Origin of the sequence: Mycetocola sp. 2940, assembly GCF_040548835.1 — a bacterium.
Taxonomy (GTDB): domain Bacteria; phylum Actinomycetota; class Actinomycetes; order Actinomycetales; family Microbacteriaceae; genus Mycetocola_A.
This window is the reverse complement of sequence record NZ_JBEPSK010000008.1, coordinates 1-25,207: the sequence shown is the minus strand read 5'-3', so window position 1 is coordinate 25,207 and position 25,207 is coordinate 1. Positions and strand designations below refer to the sequence as shown.

The following is a 25,207-nucleotide window of genomic DNA, read 5'->3' as shown; positions in this document are numbered from 1 at the left end:
TACACACCATATTACTGATATGGTGTGCTTAGAGAAAAAAGGAGTTCAGTGTGAATCTCGATGCAACGTCGCAGTTGATACAGGCGCCCTCGCGGACGGGCCTTGTCGCCGAGGCCCTCAGGCGCGCCATCCTCACCGGGGAATTGGCGGCCGGGCAGCCGCTGGTTGAGACCGACCTGGCGCGCCGATTCGGCATTTCTAAAACGCCCGTGCGGGAAGCACTGAAGACACTGGTCGGTGCTGGCCTCGTCACGATGAGCGAGTACAAGGGAGCGACCGTTCGCGTGGTCGACGAGACTATGGCCAACAACGTGTTCGATGTGCGCACGTTGCTCGAGCCGGTCGCGGTGGCCCGAACGGTCGAACGCGGTTTCGACGTCGAACTCGCCCAGAGCGCTCTCGACCGGGCATCCGCGGCGACCGACGAAGCGGAGCGCAGCCTGGCTAATCGGGACTTCCACCAGTTGCTCTACTCGAACTGCGGAAACGACATCCTCGTCGACATGCTGAACGGCCTCCGCGAGCAGACGGCACTCATCACCGTGAACACATGGACCCAGAAGCCGTCCTGGGACCATGAAGCGACCGAGCACGCCGACATCCTGGCCGCGGCACGCGCCGGGGACTCAGGGCTCGCAGCAGAGCTCGTGCTCAACCACATCCGTCGTTTCGAGACCCGCGCCATCGGCCAGATCAAGGACCCAGCATGAACTTTCCCGAGCAGCGCGCAGCCCTGGCGGATGTCGTCGCCATCCCGGTCACCCCGTACCGGGATGGCGAAATCGATTTCTCCGCGTTCGCGGTGCTCCTGCGACGCCTGGTCGACAATGGCGTGACCACCATCACCCCGAACGGCAACACCAGCGAGTTCTACGCGCTGACGGCGGCCGAACGCCGCGAGCTGATCCTGGCCTCGGCCGACGCCGGCGGCCTCGACTCCCGGCTGCTGCTCGGTATCGGCCACGACGTGGCCACGGCGGTGGAGGATGTGCGGATCGGCGAGTCGGTCGGCATCCGGATGGCGATGATCCATCAGCCGGTCCACCCCCACATTTCACAGTCCGGTTGGCTGGAGTACCACAGGCAGATCGCCGACGCCGCGCCCGACGTGGCTTTCGTGCTCTACATCCGGAACGACTGGGTGAGTGCGGCGATGTTGCGCGAGCTCGGCGACACGTGTCCCAATGTGATCGGCATCAAGTACGCGGTGACCGATCCCACCGTCTTCGGCCGGATCCGCGAAGAAGCGGGTGCCGACCGGTTCGTCTGGATCGCTGGCCTCGCCGAGCCATACGCGTTGTCGTACTGGGTGCACGGCGCGACAGGCTTCACGTCAGGCTTGGTGAACGTGAACCCACGGCTGTCGATCGCGCTGCGCGACGCGCTGCGCGGGAACGACTTCGACCTCGCCCTTGCTCTCCTCGGGCGCATCGCGCGTTTCGAAGAATTGCGCGCCGAGAACCGGTCGGCCAACAACGTCAGTGTCGTGAAGGAGGCACTTGCTCAGCTCGGCCTCTGTGATGCTTCCATCCGGCCGCCCAGCTTTATACCGGATGCCGCCACGCGCGCGGAGATCTCGGAGATCCTGAACGCCTGGGGAGCTGTGGACGACCTCCTGCTGGAGGGGACGGCGCCCCCGTTGCCCGAGGCGGTGCGACTGTGAAGATCACCGGCCTGAAATCGTTCATGCAACGGGTAGGAAACCGGCCGCGCCTGCTCGTGCGGATCGACACGGACGAGGGCATCAGCGGCTGGGGCGAGGCCTACAACCACGGGCCGGACCTCGCGCTGCCGCCGTTGCTCGACTACCTCTTCGATCAGATCGTGGGCGACGACCCCCGACGTGTCGAGTTCATCAACCAGAAGCTTCTTCGCAAAGCGCGCTTCCCGCAGGGCGCGATCGGGCTTGCGGCGATCTCGGCGATCGACCACGCCCTCTGGGACATCGCAGCGAAAGCACTCGGCGTGCCGGTCTACGCACTCCTGGGTGGCTCGGTGCGCGACCGGGTGTCGGTTTACTGCGGCGTCTACTCGGCTCCCGACCCGCTCGAGTGCACCGACATCACGCAGGAGCTGAACGACCGGTACGGATTCACGGCGTTCAAGCTCAGCCCGTTCCGCGGCGACCTCCACAACCGGCGATGGGGCCTGGTCGTCAACGAGTCTGCCGACTACTTCGGTGCGGTGCGCGAGGCCTGTTCCGATCAGTGGGACTTCGCCTTCGACGCCCATGCCAAGATCTTCGAGCCGTACAAGGCCGTCCAGCTCGGTAACGCGCTTGCGCCCTACCAGCCGCTCTTCTTCGAGGAGCCCATCCGGCCGGAGTACTTCGCCGCCTGGGCGCGGCTGCGCGGCGAGCTCACCGTCCCGCTGGCGACCGGTGAAAGCCTCTACTCGCCGAACGAGTTCCTGAGTCTCCTTGCCGCGGATGGCGCGGACATCGTCCAGCCTGACATCTGCGTTGTCGGCGGTCTCTCCCAAATGCGGCGGATCGCCACCCTGGCCGAGGCGCACTTCACGACCGTGGCTCCGCACAATCCGATGGGCCCGCTTGCCGTGGCGCACAATCTGCATTTCGCGGCGGCCTGCAGCAACTTCTCGATCCTCGAATACAAGATCGAAGAGACCAGCTGGTGTGTTGACCCCTACCTCCCCGTCGACGGCCACCTGGAACTCCGGCCGGATCGCCCAGGCTGGGGCGTCGAGATCGACGAAGCGGCGCTGGTTGACGACGACTACATCCACTGGGAGCGCACGCTGCCGGTACGGCCCGACGGCTCGCTCGCATACTGCTGACGCTTGTTCCGGACTGCAACGACCCAGTGCCCGCGGACACGCCGCAGGCGCTGGGTCGTTCGCGTGCAGCGCCGGATCAGAGCACGTCGACCGCGGCGCGCTCGACGGCCAGGCCCGCGCGGTAGCGCTCCAGGTATGCAGCGAAACCGTCCACGTCTTCAGCGTGGGGCTCCACCGTCTGGAACTCGGCATCACCGAAGACGCGTTCGCGCAGGTACGTGTCGAGGTCGGAGTCCGACGCCCGTGAAAGGTACGAAGCCAGAACGGCGATGCCCCAGGCGCCACCTTCCGAGGCCGTCTCACCGACCGCGACCGGTGCGTCCAGCGCACCGGCGAGGAATCGCTGGGCAACGCCTGCGGTTCGGAACATCCCTCCGTGCGCGAACATGCGGTCAAGAGCGGCACCTTCGTCGGCGAGCACCCGCATCCCGATGCTGAGGGTGGCGAACACCCCGTAGAGCTGCGCGCGCATGAAGTTGGCGAGGGTGAGCCGGCTGTCCGGGGTCCGCACGAACAGCGGACGACCCTCGGCCAGGCCGGCGATCGGTTCCCCTGCGAGGTGGTTGTAGGCGAGAAGCCCGCCGGCGTCGGCGTCGCCCGCGAGCGCCTCACCGAACAGGGCCCGGAAGACGGCGTCGGAGTCGAGCGGCGTTCCCGCTGCGGCCGAGAAGCGGCTGAACATCCCCACCCACGCCGCGAGTTCGCTCGCGCCGTTGTTGCAGTGAACCATGGCCACGGGGTCGCCCGCCGGGGTCGTGACGAGGTCGAGCTCGTGGTGGACCCGCTCGAGCGGGCGTTCGAGGACGACCATGGCGAAGATGCTTGTGCCGGCGCTGACGTTGCCGGTGCGGGGGGCAACGGAACAGGTGGCGACCATGCCGGTGCCGGCGTCACCCTCGGGCGGGCACAACACGGTGCCGGGTCGGAGACCGCCTGACGGGTCGAGGAGCGCGGCACCTGCCGCGGTCAGCTGGCCGGCCGGCTGACCGGCCACGAGCACCTCGGGCAGCAGGTCGGCGAGTTTGAGGTCGGGGGCCTGGTCGGCGACGAGTCCGTCGAACCGCCCCAGCAACTCGGAGTCGTAGTCGTTCGTGGCCGAGTCGATGGGGAACATTCCCGAGGCATCCCCGATTCCGATCACCTTGCGGCCGGTGAGCCGCCAGTGGACGTAGCCGGCGAGCGTCGTGAAGAAACGCACCTCCGGCACGTGCGGCTCGTTGTCGAGGACCGCCTGGTACAGATGCGCGACCGACCAGCGCAGCGGGATGTTGACCCCGAACAGTTCCGAGAGTTCGGCTGCCGAGCGCTCGGTGGTGGTGTTGCGCCAGGTGCGGAAGGGCACGAGGAGTTCGTCGTCGGCGTCGAACGCGAGGTAACCGTGCATCATCGCTGACACGCCGATCGCTCCGAAGGTCTCAGGCTGGACACCGTAGCGCCGCGACGCGTCGGCAATGAGGCCGGCGTACGCGTTCTGCACTCCCGACCACACGTCGTCGATCGAATACGTCCACGAGCGGCCCACGAACTCGTTCTCCCAGTCGTGGCTGCCGACGGCGAGCACGTCCATCGACTCGTCGCCGATCAGGCACGCCTTGATCCGGGTCGAGCCCAGTTCGATTCCCAGCGTCGTACGACCCGCCAGGATCGCATTGCGCACGGCGTCACCGTCTCCGGCCGATTCCACATCTCTTGCTGAGTTACTCATCGACCTGGGTCCCCGTTCTGTTTCTAGGCGCTTGGTGGTGGTCGAACACAGAACTGCCCATTGCTCAGATCGCGGTGCTCGTGGACGGGCGGAACGTGACGTCAACCAATGTCAGACTGCGCGCAGCGCAGTGCGTGATCGCTCCCACTTATCGTAGAGCTAAGACCCGACGTGGGCTTTCCGCGGTTCGTTGACGATGGCGTTCAGAGGCAGCATCGCCGCTCCGAGGGCAACGGTGTCCCCGCCGAACCGGCTGGCGGACAGCGTGAACTGGCTGCCCGGCCGTTCCAGCGCCTCCCGTCGGATCGCGGCGTCGATTCGAGGCGCGAGCGTTTCCATCAGCCGGAGCCCTACCCAGCCGCCGATCACGACGCGTTCCGGGTTCGTGAGGTTGACGAGGCCGCCGAGGGCTGAGCCGAGCGTGGCGACGAGCTCGTCCACGACGCGCGTCGCCGCGGGGTCGCCGCTCGAGTTGGCATCCAGCAACTCGCCGAGCGCGTTCCACCCGCTTCCCTCGAACTCGCCGCCGGCATCCCGCCAGTCGGAGAGGATGGCATCCGCCCCGACGTACGCTTCGACGCAACCACGCCCGCCGCAGCGGCACAGCCGGCCGCCGCGTTCGATCTTCACGTGGCCCCACTCGCCGGCGCTGCTCGACAGCCCGTGCGCGAGCTGGCCGTTCGTGATGATTCCGAGGCCGACGCCGCGGCCCATCAGCACGACGAGCGCTTCGCTCGCTCCTCGGGCTGAGCCGTCCCAGAGTTCGGCCATGGCCTGCGTCTTCGCGCCGTTCTCAGCGAAGACGGGAATGTCATGCGACACCAGTTGGGAGATCGGGATGGCCGGCCAGCCCAGGCTCTGTGCGTAGAGGACCTGCCGCCCCTCCTCGTCGGTTTCGACGATTCCGGGAAGGCCGAGTCCGATCCCGACCATGCGATCCAGCGCCCCTGGGTTTCGTTCGAGGAGCGCCTCGACGGCTTCGTCGAGGTCGCGGGCGATGGCGTCGATCGGCTCACCCTCGCGCCCGCCACGGAACTCACGGTCGACCCGGGCCATCGACAGGTTGAAGAGTTCGACGGCGACGCCGCGCTCACCGACGTCCGCTCCCAGCAGGTACGCGCCGGATGGATTCGGTTCGATGAGGGTGGTGGGGCGGCCGCCGCTCGACGCGACGGTGCCGCCCTCCATGACGAGGCCCTCGGCGATGAGTTCGGAGACGAGGTTCGTCACGGATGCCACGGACAGCCCGGATTCCCGCGCGAGCTCCGCCCTCGTCGTCGACCCGGCAAGAATGATGCTGCGCAGCGCTTGTGACCGGTTCCGCTGACGGACGTCGCTCACCGTGGCCGGCGCTGTCGCGGCTGCTTCGGCGGAACGTTTGGTCATGCTTCCTGAACCTATCAACGTGAGGTGCCTCCCATCACCAGTCGCGAGAGCGCTGCCTCGCCGGTCGCCACGACCCGGATTCCGCGCGCGCTGGACTCGACCCGGGTGGCCTCTTCAGCGCCCACCACGCGAACGGAGGCCGGGTCGATGTCGACTGCTTCGAACTCCAGCCAGTCCCCCGCCTGGAGGGTGACGACGAGTTCTTCGTCGTGTGAATAGGGCCGCCCGTCGGTCTGCTGGAAGGGATTCTCGGGGTTGCCTGCTCCCGGATTCGCCCAGGACAGGGCGACCTCATCGGCTGAGCGGATGCCCGGGATGACGCTCGACCCGATGGACGAGTATGACTCTCCGGCCCCGCGCGTGCCGAATCCCCACGCGGGGATGATGGGGGGCCGTTCACCCAGCAGGGCAGCGACCAGGCCTGGCCGCCACACACAGTTCCCGATTGCGGCGTTACGGAGGAACTCGCCGAATATCCGTTCAGCGTCGGGGACCTCGAGCTCCGGGTTTGAGGCGGCCGCGACAACCTGCTCCCACCCGGTCGGAGGGGGAATGGATGCCGGCGACGTGAGGGTGTCGATCTTCTTCCACGGCCAGAAATTCCACCCGATGTTGTGCGACTCGTAGAGCCGGAACGCGGTGTAGATCCACTCGAGTGTGTTCTCGCCGCCTTCGCCCATGTAGATCGGCAGCCCGAGCCGGTCGCGGGTGTCGAGGAACACGGCGATGCTCGCCGTGTCCGGGGAGGACCAGTACTTGTGGAACTGGAGGAGGGAGTTCTCGTCCCAGACCTCCGTGAAGATGCTCCAGTTGGTGGCCCAGTGCGAACCTTCGTAGACGATGAGGTGCCGGTCATCGACCTCGCGGATCACCCGGGTCAGTTCCTGATAGAGCTCGACCAGCTCGGTCGCGTAGATGTCCTGCCACTCGTTGGGGAGCGGTTCGTTGAGGAGGTCGTAGCCGAGCACGACGGTTTCGGCGGCATAGCGGCCGGCCAGGTCGCGCCAGAGCCGCAGGGTGAGCGCGCGGTAGTTCTCGTCCATGAAGAGTTCCGGCATGTTCCGGGGGGAGTCGTCGATGTTGGTTCCGGTCTGCCCGCCCGGCGCTCCGTGGAGGTCAAGGAGCACCCACAACTTGTGGGTGCGGCACCATGCGATCAGGCGGTCGATCATGGCGTACCCGGATTCCAGCGGTGTGCCATCCGGCGCCTGGATCAACCGGGCGTTGATGGGCAGACGCACGTGATCGAACCCGCTTTCCGCGATCCGCCGGATGTCGGCTTCGGTGACGAAGCCGTCGTAGAACGACTGCCAGAACCGGCGCGCACCCTCCTCACCGAGCAGCCGGGTGCTCAGCGCCTCGATCTCCCGCGGTGATTCGGCCCCCGTGCTGAACTTCCACATGTACCCCTCCGGCAGCATCCAGTTGCCGAGACCGACACCGCGCAGAAGAATCTCACGGCCCGAGCCGTCGACGAGGCGCGCGTCGCTGGCGTGGACGAAGCCGTCGAACGACGCCGGTCGGGGACGGAACGTGGGGAGATGTGACATGGCAACGGACTCCACGGGTTACTTCAGACCGGACAGGGCGAAACCCTGGATGACGAAACGCTGGAAAACGACGAACACGAGAAGGATCGGCACCACCATGACCGACGCCGCTGCCATCTGCAGCGACGGGTTCACGGCCAGCTGCTGGTTGAGCAGCGACAGGCCCACCGACAGCGTGTAGAGCTTCTGGTCGCTGGCGATGATGAGCGGCCAGAGAAAGCTGTTCCAGCCCGCGATGAAGGTCAGGACGATCTGGACGGCGAGGATCGGCTTGGACATGGGCAGGACCACCTGCCAGAAGGTGCGCCATTCGCTCGCCCCGTCGAGCCGCGCCGCCTCGCGCATCTCGGTCGGGATCGTCGACATGAACTGGCGGAACAGGAAGATGCTGAAACCGCTGACAAGGGTGGGCAGCGCGATCCCGAGGAGGGTGTTCGTCAGTTTCATCTGGTTGAGGATGAGGTACGTCGGGATCATCGTCACCTGGACCGGGACCATCATCGTCGCGAGCACGAGGAAGAACATCCAGCGTTTGCCGCGGAAGTCGAACTTCGCGAACGCGTACCCGGCCATCGCCATCACGACGAGCCCGACCATCCCGATCAAGACGACGGCGAGGGTGTTGACGAGGTACCGGCCGAAGTCGAGTTCGGTGAAGAGCACGCCGTAGAACTCGAAGGTCGGTTCTTTCGGCAGGATCGTCGGTGGGTAATCGGTCGATTCCCGCTGCGGTTTGACGGATGACGTGAGCATCCAGAGGAACGGGAAGGTGGTGACGAGGGCGCCCACGGCGAGCGCCACCCCGATGAGGATCGTGAGGGAGCGGGTCTTGCGGGCAGTGGATCGATCAGCGCGCGCCGGCCCGTCCGAGAGTGCGGCGGGTCTCAGTCGCGGTTCGGCGACGTCAGTACTCATCGTCTGCCTTTCTCGCGCGGAGCTGGACCAGGGTGATGACCGCGATGATGGCGAACAGGACGATCGAGCCCGCGCTCGCGTAGCCGAACTGGTTCAACCGGAACCCCTCCTTATAGAGAAAGATCGAGACGCTCGTCGTCGCTCCGAGCGGCCCTCCGTCGGTCAGCACGAACGGCTCGTCGAAGAACTGGCCCCACGAGATGATCGTCGTGACGGTGACGAAGAAAATCGCGAAGCGCAGCAGCGGGAGGACGATGGAGAACGTCTTGCGCCATTCGCTCGCCCCGTCGAGGGATGCCGCCTCGAGGTACTCCCGGGGGACGCCCTGGAGCGCCGCGAGGAAGATGATGATGTTGAGACCCGTGCCGCGCCAGACCGCGACGAGGGCGACGGAGAATTTCGCGAGCAGCGGGTCGGACAGCCACTGCACCTGGTCGATGCCGGCGAAGGACAGCACGTAGTTGAGGAAGCCGAACTGGGTGTTGTAGAGGTATCCCCAGATCAGCGAGATGGCGACGATGGCGGTGATGGCGGGGATGAAGTAGAACGAGCGCAGCGCACGGAAGATCCAGTGGTCACTGTGGTTGAGGAGCAGCGCCACCGCCAGTGACAGCAGCACGATCGACGGGACGCCGAGGACGGCAAACAGCCCCGTGTTGCCGAGGGCCTGCCAGAAGTCGGCGTCGTCGAAGAGCTTCACATAGTTGTCGAGGCCGACGAAGTCGACGTTGCTGATGTTCGCGAAGGCCGAGATGTTCATGTTCGTCAGGCTCACGGCGAGCGCAACGAAGATCGGAAACACGCCGAAGGTGACAAGGAGGAGCATCGCAGGGGCAACGAAGAGGTATGGAGCAAGTCGAGTGCGCAACGATCACTCCTTTCCGGAGCTGTTCGGGACGAGAGACGGAGGGCCGCAGCAGCGGAGGCTGCAGCCCTCCTGGCAGCTACTCGGTCGTGAGGCCCTCGGTCTTCGCGAAGAAGCCCGCCAGGGCCTCGTCGCGGTCGGCACCGGTGAGCACGATCGCGTTCAACGCGTTGAGCAATTCGGTTCCGACGGCGCCGTCCCAATTCGAGACGAGAGGCAGCACCTTTGCGGTCGCGAGTTGCTCGGTGTACACGGCGACGTTGGGGTCGCTGTTGAGTTCCTCGTCGTCGAGCGCGCTGCTGACCGTCGGGAGCTCACCCGTGAGCGAGTACCACTCCAGCTGCGTTTCGGGTTCCGACAAGAACTCGAGAAGGTCGAGCGACGCCTCCTGCTGGTCCGTGTTTGCCCAGACGCCCAGGTTCGAGCCGGCGAAGAGCGACGTCGACGACGTGCCGGCCGGGAGCAGGCTGGCCTGCCATTTGCCTTCCAGTTCCGGAGCACCATCGGCGATGGCCTTGCCCAGGTACGGGCCGCTCACGACCATCGGCGCAACACCGGAGATGAACCCCTGCGTCTGGTCGAAGTCGCCGTTCGTCGGCACGCTGCCGTCGGCGTACAGCCCGGTGTACACGTCAACAGCCTTGTGGAACTCGGGGGTGTCGAATGCCACGTTGCCGTCGGCGTCGATCACGTCTCCACCGAGGCTCCAGGTCATCTCGACGGGCAGCGGAGCATCCCACTGGGGGATGTAGTACCCGTACTGGCCGTCCCCGCGACTCGCGAGCGTTTTGGCATCCGAGCGCAACTCGTCCCAGGTCTCGGGAGGACTGTCGATCCCGTTCTCCGCAAGGATATCGGTCCGAGTGAACAGCACACGGGTGTCGCTCACCCACGGGATGCTGACGACCTCACCGTTGACGGATGTCGCGTCGCCCCCGACACCGGATGGGAAGTTACCCGGGTCGAGCCCGTCGCGGTCGGACAGAAGGTCGTCGAGCGGGAGGAGCGCGCCGGCATCGGCGAAGGTGCGCAGTTTCGACAGTCCGATCTGCAGCACATCGGGCCCGGAACCGGACGCTACCGACGTCGTGAGCTTCTCATCGATACTGTCCCACGGGATGGCGACGACGTCGACTTTCTGGCCGCTGTCTTTCACGAACGGTTCGACGAGTGACTCGAAGTTCGTACCGGAATCGCCCATCACCCAGACGGTGAGGGGTCCGTCGGCCTCGGCCTTGGCGTCGCCGCTGGCGGGTTCAGACGTGCAGCCGGCGAGGCTGAGAGCCAGGCCAGCGAGAGCGACGGGTGCCAGCGATCTGGCGAGTATTCTCTTCATTGAGGTTCCCTTTTCTTGATGCGAGTAAAGCGGGATTTCGGCGGGGACCTGTGACTGCAGGTCTCCCGCCCTTTCTGTCGGATGTCATGCCGGGACGGCTGTCGCCTCGGCGCGGGTGCGGTGCCGTGTGCGAGTCGGCTGCACCCGGACGCAGGACAGTGAGAGCCGGTAGTCCCGAACACCGTCGGGAACGGGGCGAGGTCCAGTGCGGGATGGGTCATCGCGAACTCTCAGTCGGGCTGGGAAGAACTTATTTCAAGCTTTATAATAACCTTTGGAGGAACCCTGTCAAGAGGTGAGGGGGGAACACAACAGTGAGCGCCGCACCCCAATACGGGTGCGGCGCTCACCGTGGCTGGAGCTCACGGATCAGCAGCCTATTCTTCGAACTCCACGTTGCCGCGGCAGGCTACTCCCGGGCTCGGCACGTTCGGGTCGCCCTTGAACCCGGCAGCCACCCACCGGCCGTAGCTTTGCGAGCGCTGGTCGGTGACGAAGTCGTCGTTGAACTCGGGCGGCTGGTTCTCCTCAGCGTCGGGGAGGTCCTGACCGGAGAAGGCGCAGACAGAGCTTGCTCGCTCAGGAGCAGGTACCGGCTTTCCGTTGCCCGTGGTCTCACCGGCCTGGGCTGCGCTGGCGCCGCCAAGGACGAGGCCAAGTGCGACGACGCACCCGATTGCTATGCGTTTCATGTGTCTCCTTGTCGTCAAGGGACGGCCCGGATGGCGTCGGGTGAGCCAGCGGCTCCGCCCCATCTTCGGCGCAAATTACTCCTCGCGTCCTGTCGCGGCAAGCGGGTGATCACGTGGATCGGAACCACCAGGTGGGGTCGACGTGCACGGATCCCGGTCGGAGTCGACCCTGAGCGTCGCCCTCAGAATCCTGTCGGCGCGCGCGGCGTATAGGCCGATTCGAGTTCGCGAACCTCATCGTCGGTGAGATGCACGTTGAGAGCGGCGACGGCATCGGGAAGGTGGCTCTGTTTCGTTGCGCCCACAATCGGCGCGGAGACTGCCGGGTTACGGAGCACCCAGGCCAGGGCAACCTGTGCCATCGGGATCCCGCGTCCTTCAGCGATTCGCGCGACGACCCCGACGAGGGGCTCGTCGTTCTCGACGAAGAACCGGCGGCCGAACGGGTCGGTTTCAGAGCGCGCGGTTTGCTCTCCCCACGGGCGGGCGAGCCGCCCCTTCGCCAACGGGCTCCAGGGGATGCTCCCGACACCCTGATCGTCAAGCAGAGGGAACATCTCGCGTTCCTCCTCCCGCTGCATGAGGCTGTACTGGTTCTGCATCGAAACGAAACGTGTCCAGCCGTGGAGATCGGCGGTGTACTGCATCTTCGAGAACTGCCACGCCGCCATCGACGACGCCCCGAGATAGCGAGCCTTGCCCGCCTTGACCACGTCGTGCAGCGCTTCCATGGTCTCCTCCACCGGTGTCGTCGGGTCGAAGCGATGGATCTGGTAGAGATCGATGTAATCCGTGCCGAGCCTCGTCAGCGACGCGTCGATCTGCTCCATGATGGCCTTGCGCGAGAGCCCCCCACCGCCGGGGCCGTCGTGCATGGTGAAATAGAGTTTCGTCGCGAGAACGACGCCTTCGCGGCGGGAGTATTTCCGAATCGCTCGGCCGACGATCTCCTCGGAGGTCCCGAACCCATAGACATTCGCGGTATCCCACAGGCTGATGCCGTGTTCGACGGCCTGCCGGAAGATCGGCTCCGCGCCGTCGTCACCCAGCGACCATTCGGTGAACCCTTTCGAGGTATCACCGAAACTCATGCACCCGAGGGCGATGCGGCTGACCTTGAGGCCAGACCGACCCAATTGCGTGTACTCCATCGTGGCTTCCTGCTCGAGAAGGGAGGACGTCAGGCGACCGGCTGGCCGTCATAGGCACGGCGGAGAAGTGCTGCGAGCGCTTCCTCGTCGACGTCCCGGGGATTGCTCGGGGGCACGAGCGGCAGAATCAGGGCGACGCTCTCGGGAATGGCCTCGACCTGATAGCCCACCTCACGGAGTGCCCTCACCGTGGGAAGCGCTCGGTAGAGCTTTTCGATTCCCTCGACGGCGCTCGAGGCACCGAGAGCGCGTGCGATTCTCTCCTCGGCTTCCGCGCTGGCACCGACGTTGTACGCCAGCACCTGCGGCAACACCGCCGAGTGGGTTTCGGCGTGCGGGAGATCGTAGGCTCCGCCGAGCACGTGACAGATCTTGTGATGCAGCCCTGAGCCGGCTGAAGCGAAAGCAACGGCGGACACGTAGGCGCCGTATTGCATGCGTTCCCTCGCGGCAACGTCGCCTGGCTCCTGTGCGATGCGAGGCAGGGCCTCTGCCACAGCCCTGATCCCCTCCTCAGCCAGGGCGCGGTTCAGCGGGTCGGAGTTGGGTGCCCACATCGAGTCCACGCAGTGAGCGACAGCGTTGAGTCCGGATGCCACCGAGAGGGCCACCGGCAGGCTCAGGGTGAGACGGGAGTCGTACACCACAACGGCAGGCAGAACGGCGTCGTCCACTCCGGTGGTCTTCCGAGACTCGGTGGTCAGCCCCCACACGTTGGTCGCTTCGGAGCCGGCGTACGTGGTCGGGACGGCCACGATGGGGATGCGCTCGGTCAGGGCGATTGCCTTCGCGAGCCCCGTCGTCGAACCCCCTCCCACCGAGACGATCAGATCGATGCGGGAATCGCGGGCGGCGGCCCGCGCACGTTCCGCCCGTTCGATCGGCACGTGCGGCGCGACGTCGTCCCACCAGAGCGTCACCGTGATGGAGCTCGCGATGGTGCGGGCAAGTTCACTCTCGGAAGGCGCGGCGATCACCATCACGGACCGCGCTCCGCGCTCCTCGACTTCGGCGGCCACTGCTGTGGCGGCCTCGCCGGTGCCGAATCGCACACGTTGCGGCAGGGTCTGGTGGTCGAATCTCATCAGGTCTCTTCTTTCAACGCTGTGGGGACAGGGACGACACGCTGTCGCGCACCGTCGTCAGGAATGCTCGAGCATCGGCGATCGCCCTCTCAGTGACGATGTGTTCGTCACCCGTCTCGATCAGAGCGTCCACGTGCGCACCGGATCGAACGAGCAGTTTCGCCGTGTCGGCGACGCGGTGAGGCGGCACCCACGGATCTTCGTCGAGGGAGCGCAGCAGGACCGGGAGCCCCGGGCGGGCAGAGACGTCGGCCGGGGCGATGTCGTCCGGGCCGACATAGCCGCCGGTGAAGAGGACGGCCCCGGCGAGAGGCAGATCCTTCGTCAGGATCAAGTGCGACAGCACGCACGCTCCCTGCGAAAAACCGAGCACAACGACCCGGGCGAAGCCGGCCGCCTCGGCGGCGGCCACGGCCGCGGCCACGGTGCGAAGAGCATCCGCCAGGCTGGAGACGTTCTCCGGCGATCGATCAAGGAAGGGGTGCGGGTACCACGTATTGCCCGGAGCGGTCGGGGCGAAAAACCCCACCCCGGAAACATTGATGCGTTCCGCGAGTCCCCGCATGAACTCGACGTTCTGGCCGCGGCCATGAATGGCGACCACGGCGAGCGGAGAGGCGCCGACAGCGTCGCCCCAGGTTTCCAGTGCACTCACAAGATCCTCCTTCGAAACGACAGGGTCGCACCCGACAGTCGGATGCGACCCCCTCAGTTGGTCAGTTCTCGTCGCGCAACGGCTCGAGCTGGCTCATGATCGACTCTCGTTCGTGCTCGAACTGCGGCGGAAGCATGAACGCCCGCCCGAGTTCCTCGGGGGACTCGTCGCAGTCCCAGCCGCCTTCGTTGTGCGTCACCGCAAGCTCGAACAGCGCGCCACCCGGGGTGCGCACGTAGTGAGACTTGAAATACGTGCGGTCCTTCAGTTCAGAGATATCGGTGTAGCCGGCGCCCTCAATGTCGAACTTCACTTCGTTCTGGTTCTCGAGGTTGTCGAGGTTCCACGCGAAGTGGTGGTACGAGCCGGCACCGAAACGCCACGTTCCCTGGTCATCGGTGCGGTTACCGGTCAGTTCGACCCAGTTCCCGAATCCGTTCTCGCCCACCCGGAACCGAGCCCGGTCTCCTTCTTCATCGATCGCGCCGGTTGCGAAGAAGACCTCCTTGCCGAACTGCACCATCCGGTCCTGGTCGAAAACGTGGATTCCGACGCCGTAGATCCCATGAATCGCGTTCTCGATCGAGACCCCGTTGCCCGTGAACCCGACGCGCGGATCGCCCACTGTCTCCACCAGCACGTACTCGATGCCTGACGGGTGGCGAAGGTGAAGCCGTCGTCCGCCGAAAACATCCTCAAAGGTGCTGTCGACGCCGTGATCGGCGAGTCGTTTCGCCCAGTAATCGAGCGATCCGTCGGGCACGGAGAGCATCACTTCGCGGGCCTGGTTCGTTCCCCGGGAGCCGTAGAGCCCGGCCTGTGCCCACGGGAACGTCGTGATCACGGCAGACGGATCGCCCCCCGCGTTGGAGTAGTACAGGTGGTAGATCGGCTTTGCACCGTCGTACAGCACGGTCTTCTTGATGAACCGCAGACCCAGGATCCTGGTGTGGAAGTCCACATCCTCCTGGGCGTGCCCGACCGACAGGGTCACGTGGTGAGAACTGGCGACAAACGTCATTGAAATCTCCTTTGATTTTCGAGGCGAACCGCGGAGGGGTCGCCGCGACTGAACACCGTCGCGGATCCCCGCACATGAAACTAGTTATACAACTTATACGTTAACTAGTTATAGCATCTATACACGCGAATGCCCGAAGATTTCTTTAACTGGTTTCCTCACCGAGGTGCATCCGGCCGACCGGTTAATCCGAGGACTCAACCGATTTCCTGTAGACGGCGTTCCCGTCGACCTCCCGGTACACATCCGGCCCGATCGGGTTCTGGAGTTCCTCCGCCAGGTGACCGATGATCCCCGCGGTGCGGGCGAGCAGGGCGAAGCCGCGCAACAGTTCAACCGGCAGGCCGGCGTCTGCAAGCGCCGCACCGGCGACACCTGCGCCGTTGAGGGGAAGTGTTCTGCCGAGGATCTCCGGATGGACGCGACCGATCGCTTCGAACAGTTCAAGATGCGGCCCTTTCACCCCCGCCTCCCTGGCGATGTCGATGATCACCGGTGTGCGAGGGTCGCCGTTCTTGTGCACCGGGTGGCCAAGGCCGGGAATTGCGGTGCCCGCGGATGCCGTCAGGGTCGCCCGCGCGAGGTCATCCCAGCGAGCATCCGTCCATTCGCTCGTCTCTCCGAGGGTCTCGACGACGTTGTGCAGGTATACCCCCGTGTCTTCGGTCACTCCCAGGAAGCGGGACCCGCCGCCGAGGAGGCCGGCCGCTATCGCTCCCTGGAGCGAGTCGGGCGCGCTGTACAGCGTCAGCCGTGCCGCGATCGCCGTGGGGGTGAAGCCGTGATCGGCGAGCGAGACCAGGACGGCCTCGAAGACACGCAGTTGCCCGGGGGTCGGACGCCGCTTCGTGGCCAGCCAGTAGGCGAGTTCGCCGAAGCTGACCTTGCCGAGCAGGTCGCCCGCCAGGTCGTGGCCGAGCAGGGAAATCGAATCGATGTCGCTCGTGCCGATTCCTGTGGGATATTCAGGCATGGGAGGCCTTTCCGTTGGTTCCTCGCGGGCACGGAGGCGGACCGGACAACCACTCACGGATGCGCGCGTCGTGTTCTCCCAGAGTGGGGGGCGGGGAATCGTAGCGCGGCGGGGTGCGCGAGAACGTGATGGGGTTCCGGATCATCGGGACCGCCTTCTCCCCCTCGCCGACGGTGATCACGGGGTCAAGACCCAGCCGTTCGGCGAGAGCCACGCCACCGTCGATGGTGTTGATCGGCCCGCAGGCGACGCCCGCCTCGGTCAGCAGGTCGAACCACTCGGACCTGGTGTGTTCCGCAAGGGCCTCGACGAGGACGGGTCGGAGTTCGTCCCGGTTGCGGTTGCGGTCCTCGGTTCTCGCAAACCGTGGATCGTCGGCCAGCCCGGGGCGACCGATCGCCCTGACAAGCTTGACGAACTGGGCGTCAGTCGCAGCAACGATGACGATCTCGCCGTCGCTCGCCGGCAGTGGCTCGTACGGGAAGAGACTCGGATGTGCATTGCCCATCCGGAACGGCACCTGCCCGGCGGCGACGAACGTCGAGGTGTGATTCGCCATCGCTGAGAGCGCGGTGGAGAGGAGGTTCACCTCGACATGCTGCCCCTCCCCGGTGTTCGTGCGGTGGTTCAGCGCCGCCAGGATGCCGATGGTGGCCTGCATCCCGGTCATGATGTCGAACGTTGAGACCCCGCTTCGGTAGGCCGGGCCGTCTTCCGGTCCGGTGAGACTCATCAGGCCGGATGCCGCCTGGACCACGAGGTCGTATCCCGGCAGGGCTGCGCCTTCCGCCGATCCGAATCCGCTGATGGAGGCGTAGACGACGCCCGGGTTCGCTGCAGAGACGGAGTCGTAGTCGAGTCCGAACTTGACCAGGGCCCCTGGACGGAAGTTCTCGATCACGACGTCGGCGCGTGCAGCCAACTCCAGCGCGAGCACCCGATCGGCCTCGTCGTTGAAGTCGAGCACCACACCCCACTTGTTGCGGTTGACGCCGAGGTAGTAAGTGGACACTCCGTCGCGCTCCGGAGGAGCCCACCCGCGCGTCTCGTCCCCCAGAGGACTCTCCACCTTGATCACTGTGGCGCCCAGATCCGCCATCAGTTGCGTTGCGTATGGACCAGCGAGCACACGGGAGAAGTCCGCCACCACCAGCCCGGCGAGCGATCCCGGCGTCGGGGTATGGCCCGTTGGCGTCCATGCAGGTATCACGGTCTCGCCACCCCCATCGCCAGTCGTTCGCTGCACGCTCATGCTAGCCCAGCGAATGGATCCGGCATCCTTGCGGACGGCGGAGGCACGCCCGGAGCCGTGGGTCGTGTCTGACGGACGCGAATTGCAGGAGCCCCGACCTTCTGTCGAAGGTCGGGGCTCCTGCTGTTACCTGGTCATGGGCCGGTTTCGCCCGACCCCGGTGATCCTCAGCGGATCACCTCGATGGCGGACACCGTCGGCTGGTTCACCGTGGCCGTGAAGTCGATGTCGAGGACACCTCCCGTCACGGTGACGGTGTTCGTGGTGACGTAGGCCGTCGCGGCTGCCCCTGCGCGGGCGGTGATGTCGAGACCGGTGATCTCGGCGGTTCCGCCTTCGAAGTTGGCGTTGAACACGCGCTTGCCGGTGCCCCCGGTTCCGCCACCCGGAGCGCCCCAGTAGAGCTCCGTGAAGTGCAGCTTCACCGTGTAGGTGCCGTCGGGTACGGGGATGTCGTATCCGAAGGTGCCGAGGTCGGTCGTTGCGCTGCGCTCATTCAGGTAGATGGCGTCATCGGTGGTTCCCGCGATCTGGGTGACAGCGGGGTTGGTGTAGGTCTTGCCACCGACGAAGTAGGTGTCGGCGAGCCAGCTGGTGCCGTTCGTCGTCACCGCCCCGCCACCGGCGTTGATCCGGATCGCCTGGCTGCCCACCGCCGAGATGTTGATCGCCGGGCTGGTGGACGGAGTCGAGACGTTACCCGAAGCATCCAGCGCGAGCACCCGGTAGTACACCGTGTTGGCGAACGGCAGGGCCGCGTCGCGGAAGCTCGTGGTGGTGACCGGTGCCGCACCGCTGATGGTCGTCCAGGGACCGGACGCGGTCGTGCCGCGCTCGATCCGGTACCCGGCCACGTCGGTCGAGGCGCTGGCGCCCCAGGTCAGGTCGACCCCGGAGCCCTGCACCACTCCGGTCAGTGTGCCCGGCTGCGTCGGCGCGACAGTGTCGGACGAGGCAACCGGCAGCACGTTGGAGATGAGGTACACGTTGTCCTGGAAGTCACAGTTCGTCGGCGAGATACCACACTGGCTCGGCGAGCTGATGTAGTCGTGACCCACGATCCACGAACCAGACACGATCTTGCCGTCCGCATCGCGTACCGGCCAGGTCTTCACGGCGCGGTAGTTGTTGTTGTTCGTGCTCTGGCCGGCAACGACGATCCCGAAGTTTCCCGTGGGGTTCGTGCTCAGCTGGGTGGGGCCGGTCAACGCGTTGTTCAGAGGGAGTACGCCCTGGCCGTACGCGGCGTTGTGAGTCGATGTGGCACCGTTCACGTTCACCGTCTCGGTCTGACCGCAGCAGCCGTGGAAGGCCGCCAGCTGGCGCACCTGGACCGGCTTGCCTGCGTCCAGCCTCTTCCACAGGTTGGACCTGACCTCTTCCCCGTTGAGCGGGGCACCCGGGTTCTCGGAACCATTGCCCAGTCCCCCGTCCGTGAGCGGGCCCACGTCGGTGGTCCAGCCGAACAGGCCGATGACCTGCGGAAGGGTCAGCTCACTGTTGCCCTCAGGCGCCGTCATGTAGCCGCCTCGCAGCTGCACCGCGGTGACGCCCTTGGCCGGGTCGCTCGAGGAGATGTTCACCGTTGCGGTGCGCACGCCCCGGGTACCAGAGGTCGAGATGAACTTCGTGGTGATCGGCACGCTCGCGCCCGGAGCCACCAGGAGCGGAAGCGCCGGCGGGTTCGTCAGCTCGAACTGCGTCGGGTTGGCTCCGCCGAGGGTGATGGCAGAGATGCGCAGGTCCTTGGTGCCGGTGTTGGTGATGTTCACGGTGGCCGACTCGGTCGTGGTGTGCGTCGTCGTCCCGGAGTTGATCCGGTGCATGATCAGCGTGTCCTCACGGAAGCCGGGGATGACATCCGTGGTGGCGCCTCCCACCCGCGTCGCCTGCTGGTTGCGCAGGGTCAGAGTTCCGCCGATGTTGAGGACCTCGAACTGCACCTCGCGCACCGTCTGGCGACCTTCGCTGTCGGTGGCCGTCACCTTCAGCACGTAGTTGCCCACGGCATCCAGCACGATCGGAGCGGTGTACGGCGTCGCCGCACCGCCGTTGACGGTGTAGACGAGCGACTCGAGCGCTTCGCCGTTGCCGGCGGTCGCCTCGACGGTCACGTTGGCGGTTCCGCCGGTCCACGTGGCACCGACATCCGCGCCGTTCGCCTTGATTCCCACCGTGGGTGCGGCCAGCGCCGCTCCCTGGATGGTGACCCAGTTGAACTTCGTGTTCGTGCCGGTCGGGGTGAGCGTGAGCTTGCCGTCGGCGACGATGACGGTCGCCGACCCGGTGGCGAACGGGGTGCCGCCCGTCGGGGTGAAGTTGGTGACGAGTGCGGACCCTTCTGCGGAGACCCCATGCACCGAGTCGAGGAACCCTGGGTCACCGACGGAGACGGACACCGTGTACGTTCCGTTGGCGACGGCGTGCTCCCAGACCCCGTCAGACGTGCCTGCCGTGGAGGTGGCCTGCGTGAGAATCAGCGTCTGCCGCGTCACGTCACCGGTGGGGTAGGTGATCCCCGCCGTTGCCGCGGTGCGGTGGCGCGTGTTGGCCGACCGGTCGGCGGGCTGGCCGTTGACGAGCCAGCCGTAGCCGGGCGTTGCCGCGTAGGCCGCGCCCGTGTCCGCGAGCCAGCCGCTCGGCACCGTCGTGGTCGACGGCTGGAAGTTGATCTTGGTCTGGGGCTGGGCAGGTGCATCCAGCCCTTCGCCCTTGATCGACACCCAGTTGATCTTCGTGTTGGTGCCGGTGTTCGCGATCGACACCTTGCCGTCCGTCACCGTCACGTCGCGGACGCCCGTCTGGAACGGGGTGGTCTCGGTCGGCAGGAAGTTCGCGATGGCCGGCTGGCCTTCGACGCTCACCCCATGAGTCGAGTCGATGTAGTTCGCGTCACCGACCGAGACGGCGACCTGGTAGGTGCCGTTCGGCACCTTGTACTCCCAGATCCCGTCCGTGTAGGTGGGCTGTGACTCGTTGTCGAGGAACGCGAAGCTCTTCAACAGCGGGTCGGAGGGGTAGGCGATGCCAGACATGGGCGCCGTCCGGGTGCGGGTCGCGACCGTGCGGTCGACGGGCTGCCCGTTGGCGGCGTTGAGCCAACCGAAGCCTCGAGCATCCGAGTACGCCGAGCCGGTCTCCGCCGTCCACCCCGCGGGGGTGGTCGCAGCGGCAGGCTGGAAGGCGACCTTCACCTGGGCGCCGTCCGTCGGGTCGTCGCCGCCGGTGTCCTCCACCGGCACGACGTCGATGTAGCTGATCTTGGTGTTCCGCCCGCCGATCGCATCAACGGTCAGAGCTCCGTCGGTCACGCTCACCGTCTTGGTGGCCGTGGTGTGACGAGTCGCGGCGCCGGCAGCGCCGGTCGGCGTGAACAGGTTGATCAGTGACGCGTTCTCCAGGTTGATCTGGTGGATCTCCTGGTCGGATGCCTGCGGTGCAGGATCACCGACGGCCACCGTCACCGTGTACTCGCCGTTCGGGAGCGCGAGCTCCCAGAACGCCCGGGCGGGCGTTCCGTTGAAGGTGCCGGCGACGTCTGCTGACTGCATGTGCATGAAGCTGTCGAGCCTCATGTCCGGCTGGCTGGTGGCGCGGTCCCGTCCGTTACCTGGCGTGGTCCCGCCGACCGAGATGTCCAGGTCGGTTTCGGTGACCTGGTCCTTCCAGCCGTAGGTGAGTCCGCTGCCCTGGCCGGCCCCGGTGCGAAGCGCGTACGCCTGCCCGTGGTCGCGGAGATATCCCGCCGCGAGGTCACCCGCCGCCGTCGTGAAGTCCACCCGCACGGCTCCGTCGACCGACCCGGTGTCCGTGACCGGCTTGAGGCCCTTCACGAGGAACAGGTAGTCCTGGTAGTCGCCGTTGCTGGCATCCTCGAAGGCCACGATGTACGAGTTCGGCACCAGCACACCCGACCGGTTCTTCGCCGGGTAGACGCGTGCGCGGTGGGCGATGCCCGTGTTCAGCCGGTCCTCGGTGAAGCCGAATCGCGCGAACACCCCGGAGTAGTAGTACAGCCCGAAGGTTGCGCTGCCCGGATCGAAGGTGGTTGCGCTTCCGGACGTGACCGGGGGAAGGAGGGACTGGTAGCCGGCCGAGGAGATGGCACCGACCTGGCGCCGGTCAGCCTCAGCACCGTCACCGGTGTACCACCCGAAGGGGATGTTCTCCCGCGGTGCGTAGTGAGCGAGCGGTGTGATCGAGACCGAACCGGTTCCGCTCTTCACGAAGAGAGGCTCGAGCACCTCATCGCCCTTGGCGGTCGGCTGCACGCCTCCCTCGAGGTTGGTCCACCCGACGTTCAGGTTGTGACCGAGCGTCCCCAGCACGTTCTGCAGGGTGGGCTCGTTGCCGCCTTCGATGCCGTTCATGGTGAGGCCGTAGACGCCGACCGTGACGGTCGAGGAACCCGCGGAGAGTGTGAGCTGAGTGGACCGCTGGCCCACCGTTGTGCCCGGCTTGAACTGCAGCCCGACCGTGGTGCTCGCGCCCGGTGCGAGGGAAGTCCCGTTGCCGGAGACCACCGCGAATTCGGTTGCATTCGCTCCGCTGACCGTCGCGGACAGGGTGACCGCTTCGGTGCTTCCGTTGGTGACGGTGATGTTCTTCGTCGCCGAGGTGGTGCTCTTGACGGCGGAGAAGATCATCTCGTCAGCGGAGGTGCTGATCTTGGAGGCCTGCTGGCTTGCCGGCACCCGCAGGAGGAACATTTTCTGGCTGCTCCCGCTCCGGTCGTACTGGTTGACGTAGAGGTTTCCGTTGCGGGTGTCCTCGACGACCTCGAGCGGGTCGTTGAACCCACCGACGCCCTGCATGGTCGTGTTCGCCACACCGGTGATGCCGACCTCGGTCTGTGCACCCAGGATCTCGCCGGTGGCCTGGTCGGGCTGCAGGAAGATCAGGTCGTTGTTGTTCGAGAACCGGGTGACGACGAGGCGGCCCTTGAGCTGCCCGTCGAAGGTCGAGCTCTTGTACTCGAGTGCACCGTTCGGCGACTTGTTGAATTCGAAGTCGTACGCGATTCCGCGGTAGTTCGGGTCGGCTTTCTGGCCGAGCGCGTACCGGGATCCGCCCTGCCCTGGCGACAGCGGCGGGTTCGCCGGGTCGTTGCCCTCGTTCAGCACCCACTCACACCGGGTCGGGTTCGGGTGGCCGTAGTAGCCGCCGGCGACGACGTCGAAGAGAAGGTCGCGCTGCGTGGGCTGGTTGGCGATCGGCTGGACCGAGCCACCCGTGTAGCCGCGCCGGACACACTGTTCCGTCACATCCGTGCCATCCACTGTCGAGAATCCGGGGATTCCCGCTGCGGCCTCACGGGTGAAGGTTCCGTTGGCGTTGACCGTCACACCGGGGGTGTTTGCCCCACCGGCCGTGCCGTTCGTGGGCACGTACAGGTGCCCGTTGGAGTGCCACACCAGGTCGTAGGCGTTGCGGATACCGGAGGCGTAGATCTTCAGCGGCGCTGTCGGAGCGTATGGGTTGTACGTACCGCCCTGCGCGGTCTTGACGCTGATGGCTCCGCCGCCGGCGGCCGCTGCCGCGACCTGGCTGTTCGCGGGATCGAAGACGAGGGTCGCCGCCGTGAGGAGCTGCTCGCCACGCTGACCCCATGAGTTGTCGAGGTCGCCGGCTGCCTGGTTGGAGCCCTGCTGGAAGTAGATGCGTCCGTCGGGGCCGTAGGTCATCGAGTTGGTGAGGTGGTCGGAGAGCGACCGGGGCAGTTCGCTGAAGACCTGGTTGCGGGTTGCGAGGTTGGGACCGGTCAGGAGGCTGATGCCGCTGACCCACTGGCCGGACTCGTTGAAGTTGGCCGTCGTCGTCGTGACCCACAGCTTCAGGTTGCCTGCGGTTGCGCTCTTGTCGAAGGTCAGGCCGATCATGGCGATGCCCTGGTAGCCGAGGTCCTCTTTGTTGGAGAGGGTGCCGTCGGCGTTGACCGTGAAGCGGAAGAGGCCCTGGCCCACGCTGGTGGCGTAGAGCTTGTTGTCGGGACCGAAGGTGAACGAGGACCAGTACATTCCAGCACCGATGGGCAGTTCGACCTTTTCGAACGCGATGTTCGTGGCCGGGGTGAAGCCCTCGCCTTCGACGATCTCACCGGTGCCGGTGGTGAACACCGACGAGAAGGGCACGAACGGGGCGCCGTAGTTGTCGAGCACGCCGCTCGTCACCACGAACCGGTAGCTCGTGCTCGGCTTCAGCGGGTCGTTCGGGGCGAGCGAGATGACGTCGTTACCGCCAGACGTTCCTACCGTGGTCGGAACCTGCGTACCGCTCGGCAGTTCGAACAGCTTGACGTTGTTGGGCAGCGAGAGCGGGTCCACTCCGACGCCGGCGTACGGAACGCGGATCGTCGCCGAGACGCCGGCATTCACATCGTGGTCGGTTGAGCGGTTCTCAGGAAGCACGGTGTCAACGTGGGGTTTGCGTTCGATGCCCTTCACGTCGACGTACCCGAGCTTCGTGTTCGTGCCGCCTCGCGCGTCGACGGTCAGCTTGCCGTCCCAGACGCCGACGGTGGTTGTGACGGTCCGGTACTCGGCGGCCGCGGTGGCCACGAAGCTCTCGATGCCGACGGATCCTTCGACGTTGATGACGTGGTTGGAGTCGTACACACCGTCCGCGCCCGGTTCGTCGCCGACAGCGACGGTGACCTCGTAGAGGCCCTGGGGGACGGCGAGCTCCCACTCGCCCTCGTTCTTCACACCGTTGGTTCCGGTGCCGCCGCTCACATCCCCGTACTGCATGTGGATGATCGAGTCGACACGTTCTTCCACTCCGGCGCGGCCACGGTCGCGGCCGTTGGTGACCAGGTTCAGGGTGTTGCCGTCGGCGTCGATCCAGCCGTAGCTGAGGCCGGTGCCCTGGTTGGTGCTGGTTCGGGCACCGTATGCCTGGCCCCAGTCGGCGACGTAACCCGCTGCGGGAACGCCGTTGGTGGCGGTGAAGTCCACCTTGACGTTGGTGGTGTTCGGTACCTGCGGTACGGCGACGACCTCGTTTGAGGCTGCCGATTCGTTGCCGGCCAGGTCGACGGCCACCACCGCGTAGAAGTACGTGGTGCCGTTCGACACCGTGGTGTCGGTGTAGGTCGGTGATGTGATGGGGGCGGCACCTGAGACGATTGCACCCTCGTTGAGCACAGAAGGCTCAAGGGCGCGGTAGACGAGGTAGCCGGTGGTGTCGGCCGAAGACGACGGGCTCCAGGTCAGCGCGACGGTGTTGTTGCCGCCCGTCGCCGTGAGAGCGCTGGGTGCTGCCGGGGCTTCGGTGTCGGGCTCCGCTGCGACCAGGCCCATCGCCTCGTTGGAGGCGACCGACGCGTTGCCGGCGGCGTCCACCGCGGTGACCACGTAGTAGTAGGTGGTGCCCACGACGATGGTCGAGTCGACGTAGGAGGGGGAGGTCAAGAGCGACGTGCCGCTCAGGGGGGTTCCCGACGTGCTGACTCCGGCAGCCGTTCCGCGGTAGACGCGGTAGCCGACGGTGTCGCTGGACGAGCTGGTCGCCCAGTCGAGTCGGATGGAGTTGGCACCAGGGGCGGTGACCAGCTCGGTCGGAGCGTTCGGCGCCTCGGTGTCGGCACCGGCCCGCTCGTAGTCGACGACGAGCTTCGCTCCGCCGTAGGCCTGGAAGTACTCGACGGTGACGACGTGCTCACCCTCGGTCAGCGTCACCGAGCCGACATGCTCGTCGGTGCCGCCCTGGGGAACCCAGGAGTCGATGATCGAGACGCCGTCGACGAGCACCCGGACACCGTCATCGCTGAAGACCGAGAACTCGTACGTCCCGGCACCCTCGTTGAGGATCTTGGTGAAGCGAGCCG

General features: G+C 66.1%; 17 protein-coding genes. 3 read left to right on the top strand and 14 right to left on the bottom strand.

Features of this window, described 5'->3' with window-relative positions; all coding sequences use genetic code 11:
• Positions 1 to 50: 50 nt before the first annotated feature.
• The 3 genes from ABIE24_RS12090 to ABIE24_RS12080 are packed head-to-tail and all read left to right on the top strand — an operon-like array spanning position 51 to position 2,796.
• Positions 51 to 710, top strand: a complete 660-nt coding sequence (locus ABIE24_RS12090) for a GntR family transcriptional regulator (protein ID WP_354499984.1) — start codon at positions 51 to 53, stop codon at positions 708 to 710.
• Positions 707 to 1,663, top strand: coding sequence for a dihydrodipicolinate synthase family protein (locus tag ABIE24_RS12085; protein WP_354499982.1), 957 nt, complete (start codon positions 707 to 709; stop codon positions 1,661 to 1,663). The genes ABIE24_RS12090 and ABIE24_RS12085 overlap by 4 nt, the downstream gene beginning before the upstream one ends.
• Positions 1,660 to 2,796, top strand: coding sequence for a mandelate racemase/muconate lactonizing enzyme family protein (locus ABIE24_RS12080; RefSeq protein ID WP_354499979.1), 1,137 nt, complete (start codon positions 1,660 to 1,662; stop codon positions 2,794 to 2,796). The genes ABIE24_RS12085 and ABIE24_RS12080 overlap by 4 nt, the downstream gene beginning before the upstream one ends.
• A 76-nt stretch (positions 2,797 to 2,872) precedes the next feature.
• On the opposite strand, the gene ABIE24_RS12075 is transcribed toward ABIE24_RS12080, so the two are convergent.
• The 14 genes from ABIE24_RS12075 to ABIE24_RS12010 form a co-directional block, all read right to left on the bottom strand.
• Positions 2,873 to 4,501 (bottom strand): xylulokinase, encoded by a 1,629-nt coding sequence (locus ABIE24_RS12075; protein ID WP_354499977.1) that lies wholly within the window; start codon positions 4,499 to 4,501, stop codon positions 2,873 to 2,875.
• A 159-nt stretch (positions 4,502 to 4,660) separates the two neighbouring features.
• On the bottom strand, positions 4,661 to 5,887 hold the full coding sequence (locus ABIE24_RS12070) for an ROK family transcriptional regulator (RefSeq protein WP_354499975.1): 1,227 nt from the start codon (positions 5,885 to 5,887) through the stop codon (positions 4,661 to 4,663).
• Between the two features lie 14 nt (positions 5,888 to 5,901).
• Positions 5,902 to 7,437, bottom strand: a complete 1,536-nt coding sequence (locus ABIE24_RS12065) for a glycoside hydrolase family 5 protein (protein ID WP_354499973.1) — start codon at positions 7,435 to 7,437, stop codon at positions 5,902 to 5,904.
• Positions 7,438 to 7,455: 18 nt separating this feature from the next.
• Positions 7,456 to 8,352 carry a carbohydrate ABC transporter permease gene (locus ABIE24_RS12060; protein ID WP_354499971.1) on the bottom strand — a complete coding sequence of 299 codons (897 nt, stop codon included), beginning with the start codon at positions 8,350 to 8,352 and terminating at the stop codon, positions 7,456 to 7,458.
• On the bottom strand, positions 8,342 to 9,220 hold the full coding sequence (locus tag ABIE24_RS12055) for a carbohydrate ABC transporter permease (protein ID WP_354499969.1): 879 nt from the start codon (positions 9,218 to 9,220) through the stop codon (positions 8,342 to 8,344). The genes ABIE24_RS12060 and ABIE24_RS12055 overlap by 11 nt, the downstream gene beginning before the upstream one ends.
• A 76-nt stretch (positions 9,221 to 9,296) precedes the next feature.
• Complete coding sequence (locus tag ABIE24_RS12050; RefSeq protein WP_354499967.1) at positions 9,297 to 10,553, bottom strand: extracellular solute-binding protein; 1,257 nt, start codon at positions 10,551 to 10,553, stop codon at positions 9,297 to 9,299.
• 377 nt (positions 10,554 to 10,930) lie between these two features.
• Complete coding sequence (locus ABIE24_RS12045) at positions 10,931 to 11,245, bottom strand: hypothetical protein (protein ID WP_354499965.1); 315 nt, start codon at positions 11,243 to 11,245, stop codon at positions 10,931 to 10,933.
• 182 nt (positions 11,246 to 11,427) lie between these two features.
• Positions 11,428 to 12,396, bottom strand: a complete 969-nt coding sequence (locus ABIE24_RS12040; RefSeq protein WP_354499963.1) for an aldo/keto reductase — start codon at positions 12,394 to 12,396, stop codon at positions 11,428 to 11,430.
• 29 nt (positions 12,397 to 12,425) lie between these two features.
• Complete coding sequence (locus tag ABIE24_RS12035) at positions 12,426 to 13,481, bottom strand: maleylacetate reductase (protein WP_354499961.1); 1,056 nt, start codon at positions 13,479 to 13,481, stop codon at positions 12,426 to 12,428.
• 13 nt (positions 13,482 to 13,494) lie between these two features.
• A complete protein-coding gene (locus ABIE24_RS12030; protein WP_354499959.1) occupies positions 13,495 to 14,136 on the bottom strand; it encodes an alpha/beta hydrolase in 642 nt (213 codons plus the stop codon).
• 61 nt (positions 14,137 to 14,197) lie between these two features.
• Complete coding sequence (locus ABIE24_RS12025) at positions 14,198 to 15,157, bottom strand: VOC family protein (protein WP_354499957.1); 960 nt, start codon at positions 15,155 to 15,157, stop codon at positions 14,198 to 14,200.
• Positions 15,158 to 15,341: 184 nt separating this feature from the next.
• Complete coding sequence (locus tag ABIE24_RS12020; protein ID WP_354499955.1) at positions 15,342 to 16,130, bottom strand: citryl-CoA lyase; 789 nt, start codon at positions 16,128 to 16,130, stop codon at positions 15,342 to 15,344.
• Positions 16,123 to 17,340: a CaiB/BaiF CoA transferase family protein gene (locus ABIE24_RS12015; RefSeq protein ID WP_354499953.1), complete on the bottom strand. Its 1,218-nt coding sequence runs from the start codon at positions 17,338 to 17,340 to the stop codon at positions 16,123 to 16,125. The genes ABIE24_RS12020 and ABIE24_RS12015 overlap by 8 nt, the downstream gene beginning before the upstream one ends.
• Before the next feature lie 209 nt (positions 17,341 to 17,549).
• Positions 17,550 to 25,190, bottom strand: coding sequence for a malectin domain-containing carbohydrate-binding protein (locus tag ABIE24_RS12010; RefSeq protein ID WP_354500164.1), 7,641 nt, complete (start codon positions 25,188 to 25,190; stop codon positions 17,550 to 17,552).
• Between the last annotated feature and the right edge of the window lie 17 nt (positions 25,191 to 25,207).

What these genes read in the sequence shown, in the direction of transcription:
- ABIE24_RS12025 (WP_354499957.1), bottom strand. Translation starts at nt 15,157, where the DNA reads ATGACGTTTGTCGCCAGTTCTCACCACGTGACCCTGTCGGTCGGGCAC.
- ABIE24_RS12020 (WP_354499955.1), bottom strand. Translation starts at nt 16,130, where the DNA reads ATGCCTGAATATCCCACAGGAATCGGCACGAGCGACATCGATTCGATT.
- ABIE24_RS12085 (WP_354499982.1), top strand. Translation starts at nt 707, where the DNA reads ATGAACTTTCCCGAGCAGCGCGCAGCCCTGGCGGATGTCGTCGCCATC.
- ABIE24_RS12065 (WP_354499973.1), bottom strand. Translation starts at nt 7,437, where the DNA reads ATGTCACATCTCCCCACGTTCCGTCCCCGACCGGCGTCGTTCGACGGC.
- ABIE24_RS12045 (WP_354499965.1), bottom strand. Translation starts at nt 11,245, where the DNA reads ATGAAACGCATAGCAATCGGGTGCGTCGTCGCACTTGGCCTCGTCCTT.
- ABIE24_RS12060 (WP_354499971.1), bottom strand. Translation starts at nt 8,352, where the DNA reads ATGAGTACTGACGTCGCCGAACCGCGACTGAGACCCGCCGCACTCTCG.
- ABIE24_RS12050 (WP_354499967.1), bottom strand. Translation starts at nt 10,553, where the DNA reads ATGAAGAGAATACTCGCCAGATCGCTGGCACCCGTCGCTCTCGCTGGC.
- ABIE24_RS12075 (WP_354499977.1), bottom strand. Translation starts at nt 4,501, where the DNA reads ATGAGTAACTCAGCAAGAGATGTGGAATCGGCCGGAGACGGTGACGCC.
- ABIE24_RS12035 (WP_354499961.1), bottom strand. Translation starts at nt 13,481, where the DNA reads ATGAGATTCGACCACCAGACCCTGCCGCAACGTGTGCGATTCGGCACC.
- ABIE24_RS12040 (WP_354499963.1), bottom strand. Translation starts at nt 12,396, where the DNA reads ATGGAGTACACGCAATTGGGTCGGTCTGGCCTCAAGGTCAGCCGCATC.
- ABIE24_RS12070 (WP_354499975.1), bottom strand. Translation starts at nt 5,887, where the DNA reads ATGACCAAACGTTCCGCCGAAGCAGCCGCGACAGCGCCGGCCACGGTG.